The organism is Aliivibrio sp. 1S128 (assembly GCF_001691065.1).
Classification (GTDB): Bacteria; Pseudomonadota; Gammaproteobacteria; order Enterobacterales; family Vibrionaceae; genus Aliivibrio.
The window spans coordinates 45,323-60,266 of the sequence record NZ_MAJV01000047.1 but is presented as its reverse complement, the minus strand read 5'-3'; the positions used below and the strand labels follow the sequence as shown (position 1 = coordinate 60,266).

The following is a 14,944-nucleotide window of genomic DNA, read 5'->3' as shown; positions in this document are numbered from 1 at the left end:
TAGCAGTGAATGCTACCCAACCAAATTGTTTAATTCGATAATTGGCATCAAGGTCGCAACAACAATGAAGAGTACAATCCCTGCCATGAAAACAATAAGTAATGGTTCAAAAATACCTAATGCCATATTCACTAATGATTCAAAATCACGATCTTGATTATCAGCCGAGCGCGTTAGCATTTGCTCTAACTCACCACTTTGTTCACCACTGGCAATCATATGCAGCATCATTGGTGGAAACAGTTTTGTTTGCTCAAGCGAAATTCGTAAACTCGCCCCTTCACGAACATTATCCGCCGCCTCTAACACTTGTTGCTTAAAATACTTATTACTCATTACGTCTGCGGCTACTTTCATCCCATCCAGTAATGGAATCGCACTTGAAGTACAGATGGATAAGGTTCGAGCAAAACGAGAGGTATTTAAACCACGAACCACCTTACCAATAACAGGAAGTCGTAAAATCTTCTTATCCCACGCCAAGCGTAGATGAGGCTTAGTGAGTAACCACTTCACACCAACAATCACCACCACAACAGCAACGACAACCAAAAGTCCCCAATGAACAACAAAATTACTGGCGGCTAATAATATTTCCGTTACGGTTGGTAACCCTTGTCCCATTTGCACAAACTGATCGACAATTTTAGGAACGACAGTAGCAAGTAAAAAGGAGATAACCGCTATCGCTATTAACGTCAGCATGATCGGGTAAATCATCGCTTGTTGTAATTTGCTGCGCATCTTTTGGCGATTCTCAGCATAATCAGCTAACCGATTTAATACCGTATCCAAATGACCTGACTTTTCACCTGCAGCAACCATAGAACAGAATAGATCATCAAACACATGAGGATATTCACCAAAGCTTTCAGCCAATGGATAACCTTCTATCACTTTGGATCGAACGCCCATCATCATGCTACGAATGTGTGCTTTTTCACCTTGTTCTGCAACGGCTTTTAAACACTCCTCTAGGGGCATACCCGCTTGAACTAAAGTGGCCAATTGACGAGTAATTAATGACAAATCATTGACACTAATACCCCGTTTAAAACTTAAACCTTGAGAGGAACTTTTCTGCTGCTTCGATTTAGTTTCAATCACTTCAACAGGAATAAGCCCTTGCTCTTTTAGGCGTTGACGAACTTGGCGACCATTATCACCTTCCATTACGCCTTTTTTCTGTTTGCCATTTTTTTCGAGGGCTTTGTATTCAAATGCTGCCATTTACCCTTCCCGAGTGACTCGCATCACCTCTTCTAGCGTCGTAATACCTTGTTGAACTTTTAATAAACCATCCTGCTGAATACCACGTGTATTTTTACGCACTTCTTTTTCAATTTCTTGTTCACCGGCTTCTTTGTGAATCAGTTCTTGTACCTTCTCATTCACAACCAGTAATTCATGAATACCAGTACGGCCACGATAACCTTTACCATTACAATGCTCACAACCCGCCGGTTTATATAGCACTAAGTCGTCCGATGGCAATAAAGAAAACAGTTTCTTTTGCTGCTCATCGGCTTGGTAAGGGCTTTTGCATTCCTTACATAGAGTACGAACTAAACGCTGGGCAAGAACACCCAATAAAGAAGAGGAAATTAAGAAAGGTTCTATTCCCATATCTCGAAGACGTGTAATCGCACCAACAGCGGTATTGGTGTGAAGAGTCGACATAACAAGGTGACCCGTTAATGACGCTTGAACAGCAATTTCTGCGGTTTCTAAATCTCGAATTTCACCAATCATCACCACATCAGGATCTTGACGAAGAATGGCACGCAACCCACGAGCAAACGTCATGTCTACTTTTGGGTTTACTTGAGTTTGTCCAATGCCATCAATATCAAATTCGATTGGGTCTTCAACCGTTAATATATTAGATTGAGTACTGTCTAATTCACCTAACCCTGCATATAAGGTGGTTGATTTACCAGAACCTGTTGGACCCGTCACCAAAATAATGCCATGAGGACGTTTGATGATATGTTGGAAGTTTTGGTGGTTTTGCGCTTCCATCCCTAAACTGTTTAAGTCTAGACGTGTTGCGTTCTTATCGAGCAAACGCATTACCACACGTTCCCCATGAGAAGACGGCATAGTAGAAACACGAACATCAACCGCTCGACCACCAATGCGTAACGAAATACGACCATCTTGTGGCACACGCTTTTCCGCAATATCTAATTTAGACATGACTTTTACACGCGAGACCAATAACGGCGCAAGTTTACGACTAGGGCTTAATACATCACGTAACACGCCATCAACACGGAAACGGATCGACAATATTTTTTCAAACGTTTCAATATGGATATCCGACGCACCTTCTTTGATCGCTTCACCTAACATGGCGTTGATCAATTTAATGATGGGAGCATCATCTTCTGATTCTAATAAATCATCATTATCTGGTAACTCTTCTGCTAATGAGAAGAAATCATCATTATCAGCCCCTATGTCTTCCATCAATTGCTGCGCTTCTGATGAATTACGTTGGTACACTTGAGTGACTTTGGTATCAAACTCATCTTTAGTTAATTGTATTAATGAAAAGCTAGCCTTACATACTCGGCGAATTTCACACAAAACAATCGGCGATGGTGTGATTGCATAATACAGTACCCACCCTTCAGAGCTGGCCTCAATAACAACCGAATGCCTTTTTGCAAACGAAAAAGGCAAGCGTAAAACGGCTGTAGAGTTAGGAAATAGCATATCTGCCATTATTTATCCTTCTTCTCATCATCAAGCAGATCAAAGAAAGCTTGGATCTCTGCTGGATGCTGCACATCAGCCCCAAACTTAGGAAGCACCGGTATATTGGCATCATCCATTAATTTCAGTCCTTTCTCTGCGTTATACAGTTGCTCTGCACGAATGTAATTATATTTACGCTGGGTAATACCATCCGCCGTCATGCCATCACGAATAATGGTTGGCTTGATAAATACCATTAGGTTTTTCTTCTCAACCTGAGTACTGGTTGACTTAAATAAATACCCTAAAATTGGAATGTCGCCTAGGAAAGGGACTTTCGATTCACTTTCCATTGCACGTTCATCAATCAAACCACCCAGAACTAGCATCTTGCCATCTTCAACCATGACTGATGTATTTAGCTGACGCTTAGCAAAACGCACATCCACCGCGCCATTGGCACCCAATACGTTAGAGACTTCTTGTTCGATATCTAAACGAACCGAGTTACCTTCGTTAATTTGTGGTACCACTTTAAGTTTGATACCCACTTCTTTACGATCAACCGTTTGGAATGGGTTTTCATTATTTGAGCCAGAGGTTGATCCGGTTAATACCGGCACTTCTTCACCAACGATGAATGACGCTTCGCCATTATCCATAACCGTGATACTTGGTGACGATAGAATATTGGAATTTGAATCAGTAGACACTGCGGTTACCAATGCAGCCCAATCCCCCATCATGACACTAACCGCCGCACCTTGAACGCCACCAAGCGCAGAAGCTAACGCGGTATAGTCTCCATTTTCTGTTGTCGTTTCATTACGTAAAAAATTATTATTCTCATCATAAACAGCGGTCGTAGTGGTTGTATCTTTAGCTTCTTCCAAACCAACCATGGTGGCACCAATCGATGCGCCAGTATTGCTGTATTGGATCATGGCACCCGTTTCGAGGTTACCCCATTGTACGCCAAGGTTTACGCCATCTCCTTCCGACAGCTCAACAATTAACGCTTCAATTAAGACTTGTGCACGACGAATATCTAACTGAGCAATGACATCTTTGATTGCACGCATAACATCTGGCGGCGCAGTGATCACTAACGCATTGGTATCAGCGTGAGCTGAGATCATCACATCACTACGGTTACTTGAACTTCCTTTTTGAGAGCCTCCCTTGCTTGCGGTTAAATTATCAGAAACCCCTTTTAATACATCAACCAACTCTTCGGCTTTAGCGTAGCGTAAATAGACAACTTGGTTATTTCCTTTTGTTGCCATTTCAACATCAAGTTGTTTTATCAATTTTTTAAGGCGTTGACGTACTTTTGGGTCACCCGAAATCAAAATAGAATTTGTACGTTCATCTGCAACCAATTTAGGCTGTAAAAATGCGGGGGTGTTTTTAGCATCTGTCGCTTTATTTAAGGCATCAACAATACGTACCATTTCAGCGGCTGACGCATTTTTTAAATCAACCACTTCAACTTCTTTATCACCCGCTTGGTCTACACGCTCAATAATTTCAGCAAGACGATTCACTACCGCAGCACGACCGGTGATCATAATAATATTCGCGGGGTCATAATGAACGACGTTACCCGCACCCGCATTATCATTTAGCTGACGTAATAGAGGAGAAAGTTCACGAACCGACACATTACGAACCGCGATAACACGCGTAATAACAGCATCACCGGTAATTTTATCTTTAGCACCCAACACTGGTACTGCCGATGTTTTTGCGTCTTTATCTTTAATAACTTTTAAAATGCCGCTGTCCATTTCAACAACAGCATAACCATATACTTCAAGTACGCTTAAAAAGAATTGGTAATATTGCTCTTCATTTAAAAGATCATAACTACGGACATCTACTTTTCCTCGAACTGACGGATCAACAATAATGGTCTTTTCCAAATTTCGACCAACAATGTTAATGAACTCTTGAATATCCGTGCCTTTAAAGCTGGCACTAAAGTCATTTGCGATAGCCGATGTCCACATCATGCTACCCGCAAGTAATAAGGCTCCCTTGCCCATCCACTTTTTCACAGTACACCCTTACTCATTTTTTCATCTACCAGCTATAAACCGATAAAAATGTCATGTAGTTGTCCGTCACGTTGAACGGTTAAATTAAGCTCTGTCATTTCTGACATATTTTTCCACAATGTGCCCATTGCAGCAGGATCCGTTAAATCAATCCCATTTAAATTTTTTGCAATATCACCAGGCTTCAAACCTACCGAATCAAATAACTTTCGGTCTTTACCTGGGTTCACTCGATAACCTTCTATTTTTCCATCATTACTGACTTGAGAAAGACGAATGTACTTCAAAACAGATTGCGGATTCTTCGCCATTTCTTGACGAATAGTATCTAACTCATTTTGATCTGAATGTTGACGATTATTCCCTAATACCGTACCTGAGCTGCCTGTACGATTTGGTTCTATTGAAATTTTTGTGTATTCAATTCCTTCCAGCATTAACGTTTCATCACGGCCATTATTTGCAATAATAATGCGATCTACGCTAATGGCTTTCACTGTTGCTCTTGTGCCATCAATGGTTTCATCAATACCATAAGTGTTCTGTTTTCCTCGATTTCCGATCACCGCTAAGCTCAATTTAGGATTAGAACTCGCGACCACACCTGATAATGTCAGATTAAGCTTGGTTTTAGGTGCATCTTTTACTTCAACAGCCTTCGGCTGCTCTATGGTTTTTTCAGCATTAAACTGCCCAAACACTTGACCATTTAATAAACCAGATAAAGAATCATCATTATTTTTCTTTGATGAGGCATTGATAGCGACGGTTTTTGGTGACCATTGAGAAACAGAGGTTTGTGGAGCCAGCATCGACCAAAAAAGAGAGCCACAAATCCACGCGAGACAAGCCACCAAAACAACGGTTACCCCTTTCGATATTGCAGACTGATATATTGACCAATATTGAGAAATTTTTTCGATTTTCATATTAGCTATCATTAGGTACTGTTCTTCCTTTTCTGTCTCACAGAGCAATTAAACATTTGATGTATTTATGAATTATAAAATAACCAGTCATAATTTCCGCAAATGATTCTAATTTCTTAAATTACTAGAATACACATCACGTAATTGATGAAGATAACCGTGTATTAGAGCATTATTTCTCATTAATGACTCTACTTGCTTATCAATTTTGATTAATTCCCCCCAAAAGATTGAAAAAAAAAATCCTGACTCCATCTTAATAAGCAGAGATAAGACATTAGGTACCCATAATGAGTTCAAAATCCAATACTAGCGATGGTATCAGACTCGATAAATGGCTTTGGGCGGCTCGTTTTTACAAGACTCGTTCTATTGCTCGTAATATGGTTGATGGCGGGAAAGTTCATTATAATGGACAACGAACCAAACCAAGCAAATTAATTGATCTTGGTGCTGAAGTTAAACTTCGCCAGGGCAATAACGAAGAAATTGTCGTGATCATCGAGATCCTTTCAGATCAACGCCGTGGCGCTCCTGTTGCACAAACGCTTTACAAAGAAACATCAAACAGTATCAAACAACGTGAAGAAAATGCGAAATTACGCAAACTCAATTCACTTGGCAGCCCACACCCTGATAAACGTCCAGATAAGAAACAACGACGTGACATAATGAAGTTTAAGCAGCAATAAATCCGCTCTTTCTGTTTCACCCCTTATTTATATTGGCTGTTGTCGCTATACTAGAGCGACAACAACCCTCTAATACAATTGCTGGAGTATTTCATGGCAAATAACACATTGCATCGCTACCTATTTGAAGATTTATCTGTTCGTGGTGAACTGGTTCAATTAGACGATGCTTACCAACAAATTATTTCTAGCAAGGAATACCCAAAAGCAGTACAAAACCTTTTGGGTGAGCTATTAGTTGCAACCACACTATTAACTGCAACATTAAAATTTGAAGGCTCAATTACGCTTCAACTTCAAGGTGACGGTCCTGTTTCTCTTGTTGTCATTAATGGCGATAATGATCAAAAAGTTCGTGGTGTTGCTCGCTTTGATGGCGAAATTGCTGATGATGCCACACTGCACCAATTAATGGGTAAAGGTTACCTAGTTATTACTATCGCGCCAAAAGACGGTGAACGTTACCAAGGTGTTGTTGCACTTGACGGTAAAGATTTAGCCGCGTGTTTTGAAGGTTACTTTGAGCGTTCTGAACAATTAAAAACTCGCTTATGGTTACGTCTGGGTGAATTTGAAGGCAAACCTCATGCTGCTGGTATGCTTCTACAAATTATGCCAGATGGCACCGGTTCAGCAGATGACTTCGAGCACTTAGAACAACTGACTGATACGATCAAAAACGAAGAGCTATTTGGCCTAGAAGCGGAAGACGTTCTGTACCGTTTATACAACCAAGATAAAGTACAACTGTTTGAACCTCAAACGGTTGAGTTTTTCTGTGGCTGTTCTCGTGAACGCAGCGCGGGTGCAATCGTAACGATTGATCGTGCTGAAGTTGACGATATTATAAAAACAGAAGGTAAGGTTTCTCTGCACTGTGACTATTGTGGTACAAGCTACAATTTTGACAGCATCGATGTCGCTAATATTTTTGAAGAAGCAACAAAAGGTAATGATACCGTTCATTAATTCTTCATACAGAATAAGTTCTTTATATTGTTTTAAAGCCAGCCATTAGGTTGGCTTTTTTTATACCTTTTTTTGATATGAAGCACATTTTAAATCGACTTATCCACACTTAATTTTGGTCAAATAATAATCAATTGCATCTAGCGCAATTGATTTCATTAAGAGTAGAATAGACATGTTTCTGTTTTGTGATGGTGATTAAATAACCTGTACTATTTTGTGGTTATTTCATGATATGACTCCCTGTTTTAATTTACCGCGTTGGTAGCATGGGTAGCAGTAAACAATATTAAAAAATAATTAAAATATTAAAAATCCCTACAAAATTCCTTTAAGGAGCACCTATGACTGTAATGGAACACAACAAGGCTGCACAACTTGATCTTACTCAATATGGCCTAACTGGCGTTACCGATATTCTCCGTAACCCAAGCTATGACCAGTTGTTTGAAGAAGAGACTCGCCCTGACCTAGAAGGTTATGAGCGTGGTGTTATGACTGAGCTTGGCTCAGTTTCGGTAGATACTGGTATTTTTACGGGTCGTTCTCCAAAAGACAAATACATCGTAAAAGATGAAACAACCAAAGATACACTTTGGTGGTCTGATCAAGGTAAAAACGACAATAAAGCCATCACTCCTGCTATTTGGGATGATCTAAAAGCCTTAGTCACAGAACAACTCTCAGGTAAGCGTCTATTTGTTATTGATGGTTACTGTGGTGCAAACCCTGATACTCGTTTATGCGTCCGTGTCATTACAGAAGTGGCATGGCAAGCGCACTTTGTAAAAAATATGTTCATTCGCCCAACAGAAGCAGAATTAGAAAGTTTTGAACCTGATTTTGTTGTCATGAACGGCGCGAAAGCGACAAACCCTAATTACGAAGCACAAGGTTTAAACTCTGAAAACTTTGTTGCCTTCAACCTAACTGAACGTGTTCAAATCATTGGTGGTACTTGGTACGGCGGTGAAATGAAAAAAGGCATGTTCGCAATGATGAACTATCTTCTACCACTGAAAGGCATTGCTTCTATGCACTGCTCTGCAAACGTGGGTAAAGAAGGTGATGTCGCTGTATTCTTTGGTTTATCTGGTACCGGTAAAACAACCCTTTCAACCGATCCAAAACGTCAACTGATTGGCGATGATGAACACGGTTGGGATGATGACGGTATCTTCAATTTTGAAGGCGGCTGTTACGCAAAAACAATTCGTCTATCTAAAGAAGCAGAACCTGATATCTACAATGCAATCCGTCGTGATGCACTACTAGAAAATGTCACCGTTCGTAACGATGGCACGATTGATTTTAATGATGGCTCAAAAACAGAAAACACTCGCGTTTCTTACCCGATTCATCATATAGATAATATCGTTAAGCCAGTATCAAAAGCAGGTCATGCAAATAAAGTCATTTTCTTAACGGCTGATGCATTTGGTGTCCTACCTCCTGTAGCGAAACTGACTCCAGAACAAACTAAGTACCACTTCTTATCAGGCTTTACGGCAAAATTAGCAGGTACAGAACGTGGTATTACAGAACCAACACCAACATTCTCTGCAGCCTTTGGCGCGGCGTTCTTAACGCTACACCCAACTCAATATGCAGAAGTGTTAGTAAAACGTATGGAAGCGGTTGGCGCAGAAGCGTATATCGTCAATACTGGTTGGAACGGTACAGGCAAACGTATCTCTATCCAAGACACTCGTGCGATCATTGATGCGATTTTAGATGGCTCAATTGATCACGCTGAAACGAAAAATATTCCTGTGTTTAACTTTGAAGTACCAACCTCACTTCCTGGTGTTGATAAATCAATCCTAGACCCTCGCGATACTTATACTGACCCTCTACAGTGGGATAGCAAAGCAGAGGATCTTGCACAACGCTTCATCAAAAACTTTGCTCAATACACAGATAATGACGAAGGTAAGGCGCTAGTTAAAGCAGGCCCTCAACTTGACTAACCCAAGTTAATACCTCGATAAATTCAAGCCCTTCGGTAACGAAGGGCTTTTTTTATTCCTTTGATTCTCGTCTGGCTTTCAAAACAGTGATTACCTTTGAGTAAAACATTACAATAGCTTGATTGAACCTCACTTTTAATCCACTCTTTCTATTCTTATTTCTTTCTGGAGTTAACAATGTATACCATGCTGAAAAGCCTTGGTTGGTTTATCACTTTCTGCCTACTACTTGTGGTCGCATTTTTATCCCTTTTGCATACCCCTTATGCTCAGCCATTGTTAAATCCACTCGTTGAAAAATTATCGGATCAAACAATCTCTTTTGGTAAACTTAATTACTCAATTCAAGATCCTTTGCATCTTACGCTGTCAGAAATCACTATCCACACAGAGAATCAATTGCTCATACAACATGTCGATTTTTGGTTGTCTCAGCACCCTATACAGCAACATAAATTGGCGTTTGATAGCATCAAAATTGATGGGTTAAGTTTACAAAATGGATTACCAAAGACGGAGCATCTCGATTGGATTTCGATTGATCAATTAAGCATCTCTAATTTAGATTTTGCCAATGACGATCTGGTTATTCGCGACGCCCAAGCCCAGCTCACCAATTGGTCTGTTGAAAAAGAAAAAACATTGCCATTTGAAGGCGACTTCCAATTTTCGACTCAACAATTATATTGGCAAGGCGAAGCGCTTGATGATGTATTGATCGATGGCTACTACAGCGAAGATTACACGGCACTACATGGCATATCGCTCACTTGGCGTGATAGCACCATCACCGCTCAAGCTGAACTCAAAGAGAATAGATTATGGGTGATCCCTCAATTCACGCTGCGAAAATTTAATTTAGAGTCTGACAATGCCGACATTATTGGTAAGCCATTAGCGTGGCTTGGTGAACAACATTTCACTTACCAATTTGAACGAATTGATCTTTTAGATATTAATATTGAGCTTCCTCAGTTCTCAGTAAACAATTTAAGTTTGTCTGCTGAGAACGTACTACTGCCTTATCATTTATGGCAACAAAGTAATGCTAATATTTCTTTTAATGCCGATAGCTTGGTATGGAATGAACACCTCATTGAGAAACCTATTTTCAACCTAATGCTCAATGGTAAAGAGGCAAACATCTCAACGCTTTCTTTTGATATTTTTGATGGTAATGTTCAACTTGAAGGTAAAATATCCCCTACCGAAATAAACTTAAAGTCCCTAACATTAAGCCAAATAAAATGGCTACTTAGCGAAAAAGAAGTCTCCACTATTCAACAATACATCAAGCGACTTGAACAAGTTAACATCGCGGATCTGGACATTAATAACATTCAGCTGATTCAACTTGATAATGGACATCCCTACCAAGTTTCAGGAGTAAACGTTGAAGGTCGCGATCTCGATTTATTACGCTATTACCAATGGGGATTATGGGATGGAAAACTGTCTTTTAGTGCCTCTAACGCCAGCTTTAATTACCTATTAAGTCAGCAGGTATTGATAGAGATGAACGCTGAAAATGGGTTATGGACAATAGAACGGGCACTCTTTCCTTTGGCAGAAGGACTTGTTGGATTAAATGGCAGTATTTATTTAACTCAAGATAGCCAGCCTTGGCAATTAGAAGCTTATGGTGATGGTTTACCAATCAGTTACCTCACCGCTTTCTTCCCAAATACCATCCCCTTAGAAGGTGTGGCTGAATTCAACTTAAATGCGAATGGTCTTGCGGCTAATCGAGACAGTTTTAATTACAGCTTTAATGGTGAGTTAGCGATTATTCCAAGAGAGATGACAACCACCAAAACAGCGCAAGAATTATGGCAATTAAAATTAGGGTTAATGCCCGATAATGAACACCTTGAACCATCGCAACAAGAAAAAATCATTAATACAAAAGTACCACTAAGAACCTACCCTATTCAGGTTGATCCGATTAAAATAACGGCAAATAGAGGGCGAATTTCAATTGCACCAATAAATATTATTGGTGATGCCTTTAATTTCAATATTGAAGGGGATTACGATTTGGTCAATCCAGAAAAAGCGCAAACCGTGACTTCAATAACTCAGCAATGCCATCAATTAGTACAAAAACTGTTTTCCAAAGAAGTTCAGATCATTAACTATTGTCAGTAATAGTTATTACTGACATCAAACAAAAAGCCCCATCAACAGATCGCTGTTGATGGGGCTTTTATATTTTATAAGAAATAATCATTCTATTTCATCAAAATGCCTTGATACCAAGCTTCAGCCTCTTGATATGTTTTTTCTACCGTCTTAGGAGAAAAACCAAGTAATCGGCTGTTTTTATCAATAAGATCCCAGTCACCAGACTTAATGCTTTCATATAACTCTAACATTGACCCAAGTAAACCCACACGAAGTAGGATCGCTTGTTCAATTTCGTCCGTTAATGACAACTGCTCTAAAACATCATCTAATTTACGATCAAGCAGAGCATCAAGTAGGGAAAATAAACCCACAATAAAAGCTTGTTGTCCTGGCGTTCCATTTTGACAACGGCAAATCATTAATTCACAAAAGCGTCCTTTTATTAAAGACTGCTTATAAAGCTCTTTTGGTTTATTAATTGCGGCATGTGCAGTGGCAACTAAAGTGACAAACAGTTTAATTTGTTCTTCGCCTAAATAAACTAACGCTTGTTTGAATGAAGATATTGGTTTTTCAAGTCGAACAGAGGTTGTATTTACAAACTTAAGAAGCTGATAAGACAAGGATACGTCTTGGGCAATTAATTGCTCAATCCGAGCGAAATTTACCTCTTCACGGCACACTTCCTGAAATAACTGCATCGTTAATACTTCTTCAGGTTTCACGACTCGATTTTTAATAATTTGTGGCTTACTAAAAAAGTAACCTTGATAAAAATGAAAACCCGCGTCAAATGCTTGCTCAAACTCGTTGTAAGTTTCTACGCGCTCAGCTAAATAATGGCGCTTGCAGCCCTCTTTCTTTTTCTTTTTGACATAATCACACGCAACATCAATGCCTAATTGCATAATGTCTAATTTAACAATGTGTGAATACGGTAAAAATCGGTCCCACTCAGGATCCAAACTAAAATCATCTAAAGCAATAATGTAGCCCATTCGATGAAGATGTTTAATTGCACTAAAAAGCTCATCATTAGGAATACAGGTTTCTAATACTTCGACCACTATCTTTCGCTTAGGGAAAGCCGTTGGAATAAGAGAAAGTAAAGATTCTTGAGGAAAATTTATAAAACTACGAGGAGACTCTAATGCAGGGTTAGTTCCCGCCGACATAAAGTTTTCAACTAATAATCGACACGTGGCCTGATTTGCTTCCATCTCAGGAAACGCATTAGTCTCACCATCACGAAAAAGTAACTCATACCCTATCGTTTGTTTTTTTCGATTAAGTATCGGTTGTCGGGCAACGTATGCATACATAACTGGAAAACGGTATCCTGTGAAAATATATAGGTATGATAAACAATCATATCGGCGAATCACTCCAAATCTTGAGTAATTAAAATCAATGCCGACCTACTAAAAAAGCATAGTAGTCTAATCAAATGAGTAAAAAAATGCGCTTGCTTAAGAACTGTGCAAGAACTTACCAAAATATGATACACATTTCATTATTGTTATTATAATAATATGGAACCCGTATTAATAATCATGCTGTGAGCCTAATGAAAAAAGTCATCTTTACCCAAGAAGCAAACTACCTTGAAGCAATAAAAAACAACATCACCCCTTTTTGGGAAAAACGTCAATACGGATTCTTTCAAGGAGAAAAAGAGACCTCTCTTCATTGGATTAGCTTTACTAGCCCTACAAACACCAAAGCTATTATGGTGGTAAATGGACGTATTGAAAGCGTTCATAAATACCAAGAATTATTTTATGACCTGTTTTGCCAAGGGTATGATATTTATTCTTTTGATCACCGTGGGCAAGGTTTATCCGAGCGATTAACAGCAAATAGTGACATCGGCCATATCGAAGATTTTAATGATTATGTTCTCGATCTAAATAACATAACTCAGCACTTAATTACTCCCGAGCATTATCAAGATTGCTATTTACTCGCCCACTCTATGGGGGGAGCTATTGCAACCCAATATGTTGAAACTCATCCACATCCATATTCAGCACTCGCATTAAGCGCACCAATGCACGGTATTCATATACAACCTTGGTTAAAACCAATAGCGGGTCCAATTAGCCATTATTTGAGCCGCTGGGCTTCACAACCGTCCTATGCATTGGGCCAAGAACCTTATCATGCAAAACCTTTTCTAAATAACACGCTGACTCACAGTGAAGTTCGTTACCAGTGGTTTAGAGAATTATACGACTCAAAACCTGAACTTCAAATTGGTGGCCCAAGTAATCATTGGGTAAACCAAAGCTTAAAAGGCTCAAAGCGATGCATTAAACAAGCAGCATCTTGTGTTATCCCAACCTTGTTATTGCAGGGAGAAAATGATCGTATTGTCGATAATAATGCGCACATCGCCTTTCAAAAAAAAGCAGCCAATTGCCAACTCATCACTATTAAAGAGGCAAAGCATGAACTTCTATTTGAATCCGACGTGTGTCGAAATCAAGCCCTGACCGAGATCTTAGCTTTCTTTTCTCAACATAATAAATAATTAAAAACGTGACGATCCACTAAAGAAAAAAGAGGAAGGTCAATATTATTATCTTTACCCTCTTTTTTCCTTATAAAGTCACGTAAACTGACCTCAGTTGACTTCGAGTCTATTCTTTTCTTTTCCTCTGAGGCTTTATGATTACTATTGTTGCATCTGATCTTGACGGCACACTGCTTACTCCAGAACACAAAATTGCTGATTTCACTAAAAAAACACTTAATAAACTGCACCAACAAGAATTAACCTTTATTTTTGCGACTGGTCGCCACCACATTGATGTGGGCAATATTCGCAATGATGTGGGTATCCCTGCTTACATGATCACCTCTAATGGTGCTCGTGTTCATGATATTGATGACAATCTTATTTATAGCAAGAATGTTCCTGAAGCCTTAATTCCTCAAGTTATCGACCTGTTAAAGCATGATGAAAAGCTGTCTATTCATATGTACTCAGACGACAAATGGTTCTTGAACCAAGAAGATGAGAAGCTAAAAGAATTTCATGATAATGGGTTCACTTACACTTTATTTGATGTGAATAATCCGCCAGTAGAAAACATGGCGAAAATATTCATCACCATGCCTGAACATGAATATTTAGTTCAATATGAAGACCAATTAAAAGCACAGTTTGGTGACCAACTCATGGTGGCATTCTCTACACCTTGGTGTTTAGAAGTGATGGCCTCAGAAGTATCTAAAGGCGCAGCGTTAGAAGCGGTTGCTAAATTATTAGGTAAGACATTAGAAAACTGCATCGCGTTTGGTGATGGCATGAATGATTATGAAATGTTAAGCATGGCAGGTAAAGGGATCGTGATGGGCACATCGCATGAGAAAGTAAAAAAAGCCCTGCCAAATAATGAAGTTATCGGCTCATCTGCCGACGAAGCCGTTGCTCATTACTTAGAAAACTTACTGCTAAAATAAGCTTATTGACTGATTGGCCCATCATA

General features: G+C 39.4%; 11 protein-coding genes. 6 read left to right on the top strand and 5 right to left on the bottom strand.

The features are described from left to right. Window positions 1-12: 12 nt before the first annotated feature. From gspF to gspC, 4 genes are read right to left on the bottom strand one after another with little or no spacing between them, the layout of a single operon-like run. A complete protein-coding gene (gspF, locus tag A6E03_RS07495) occupies window positions 13-1,230 on the bottom strand; it encodes a type II secretion system inner membrane protein GspF (protein WP_065593291.1) in 1,218 nt (405 codons plus the stop codon). After that, window positions 1,231-2,730, bottom strand: coding sequence for a type II secretion system ATPase GspE (gspE, locus tag A6E03_RS07490; RefSeq protein ID WP_065593290.1), 1,500 nt, complete (start codon window positions 2,728-2,730; stop codon window positions 1,231-1,233). Beyond that, on the bottom strand, window positions 2,730-4,763 hold the full coding sequence (gene gspD, locus A6E03_RS07485; RefSeq protein WP_065600538.1) for a type II secretion system secretin GspD: 2,034 nt from the start codon (window positions 4,761-4,763) through the stop codon (window positions 2,730-2,732). Before gspD ends, gspE begins: the two co-directional genes overlap by 1 nt. Window positions 4,764-4,795: 32 nt before the next feature. Continuing rightward, window positions 4,796-5,704 carry a type II secretion system protein GspC gene (gene gspC / locus A6E03_RS07480; RefSeq protein ID WP_065600537.1) on the bottom strand — a complete coding sequence of 303 codons (909 nt, stop codon included), beginning with the start codon at window positions 5,702-5,704 and terminating at the stop codon, window positions 4,796-4,798. Window positions 5,705-5,982: 278 nt separating this feature from the next. On the opposite strand from gspC, the gene hslR reads away from it, so the two are divergent. From hslR to A6E03_RS07460, 4 genes are all read left to right on the top strand, one after another. Continuing rightward, window positions 5,983-6,384: a ribosome-associated heat shock protein Hsp15 gene (gene hslR / locus A6E03_RS07475; protein ID WP_065593287.1), complete on the top strand. Its 402-nt coding sequence runs from the start codon at window positions 5,983-5,985 to the stop codon at window positions 6,382-6,384. 93 nt (window positions 6,385-6,477) lie between these two features. Then, on the top strand, window positions 6,478-7,353 hold the full coding sequence (gene hslO / locus A6E03_RS07470; protein WP_065593286.1) for an Hsp33 family molecular chaperone HslO: 876 nt from the start codon (window positions 6,478-6,480) through the stop codon (window positions 7,351-7,353). Between the two features lie 344 nt (window positions 7,354-7,697). Beyond that, a complete protein-coding gene (gene pckA / locus A6E03_RS07465; protein ID WP_065593285.1) occupies window positions 7,698-9,323 on the top strand; it encodes a phosphoenolpyruvate carboxykinase (ATP) in 1,626 nt (541 codons plus the stop codon). A gap of 177 nt (window positions 9,324-9,500) precedes the next feature. Beyond that, window positions 9,501-11,471 carry an AsmA family protein gene (locus A6E03_RS07460; protein ID WP_065600536.1) on the top strand — a complete coding sequence of 657 codons (1,971 nt, stop codon included), beginning with the start codon at window positions 9,501-9,503 and terminating at the stop codon, window positions 11,469-11,471. An 83-nt stretch (window positions 11,472-11,554) separates the two neighbouring features. On the opposite strand, the gene A6E03_RS07455 is transcribed toward A6E03_RS07460, so the two are convergent. After that, a complete protein-coding gene (locus A6E03_RS07455; protein ID WP_065593283.1) occupies window positions 11,555-12,772 on the bottom strand; it encodes an EAL and HDOD domain-containing protein in 1,218 nt (405 codons plus the stop codon). A gap of 245 nt (window positions 12,773-13,017) precedes the next feature. Here A6E03_RS07455 and A6E03_RS07450 point away from each other — a divergent pair, with 245 nt between their 5' ends. After that, window positions 13,018-13,983: an alpha/beta fold hydrolase gene (locus tag A6E03_RS07450; protein WP_065593282.1), complete on the top strand. Its 966-nt coding sequence runs from the start codon at window positions 13,018-13,020 to the stop codon at window positions 13,981-13,983. Window positions 13,984-14,120: 137 nt separating this feature from the next. After that, window positions 14,121-14,918, top strand: coding sequence for a Cof-type HAD-IIB family hydrolase (locus A6E03_RS07445; RefSeq protein WP_065600535.1), 798 nt, complete (start codon window positions 14,121-14,123; stop codon window positions 14,916-14,918). The last annotated feature ends 26 nt before the right edge of the window (window positions 14,919-14,944 follow it).

Bases quoted from the DNA above. Each gene is read 5' to 3' on its own strand.
- gspC (WP_065600537.1), bottom strand. From the start codon at position 5,704: ATGATAGCTAATATGAAAATCGAAAAAATTTCTCAATATTGGTCAATA.
- A6E03_RS07460 (WP_065600536.1), top strand. From the start codon at position 9,501: ATGTATACCATGCTGAAAAGCCTTGGTTGGTTTATCACTTTCTGCCTA.
- A6E03_RS07445 (WP_065600535.1), top strand. From the start codon at position 14,121: ATGATTACTATTGTTGCATCTGATCTTGACGGCACACTGCTTACTCCA.
- hslO (WP_065593286.1), top strand. From the start codon at position 6,478: ATGGCAAATAACACATTGCATCGCTACCTATTTGAAGATTTATCTGTT.
- A6E03_RS07455 (WP_065593283.1), bottom strand. From the start codon at position 12,772: ATGTATGCATACGTTGCCCGACAACCGATACTTAATCGAAAAAAACAA.
- A6E03_RS07450 (WP_065593282.1), top strand. From the start codon at position 13,018: ATGAAAAAAGTCATCTTTACCCAAGAAGCAAACTACCTTGAAGCAATA.
- gspE (WP_065593290.1), bottom strand. From the start codon at position 2,730: ATGGCAGATATGCTATTTCCTAACTCTACAGCCGTTTTACGCTTGCCT.
- pckA (WP_065593285.1), top strand. From the start codon at position 7,698: ATGACTGTAATGGAACACAACAAGGCTGCACAACTTGATCTTACTCAA.
- gspF (WP_065593291.1), bottom strand. From the start codon at position 1,230: ATGGCAGCATTTGAATACAAAGCCCTCGAAAAAAATGGCAAACAGAAA.
- hslR (WP_065593287.1), top strand. From the start codon at position 5,983: ATGAGTTCAAAATCCAATACTAGCGATGGTATCAGACTCGATAAATGG.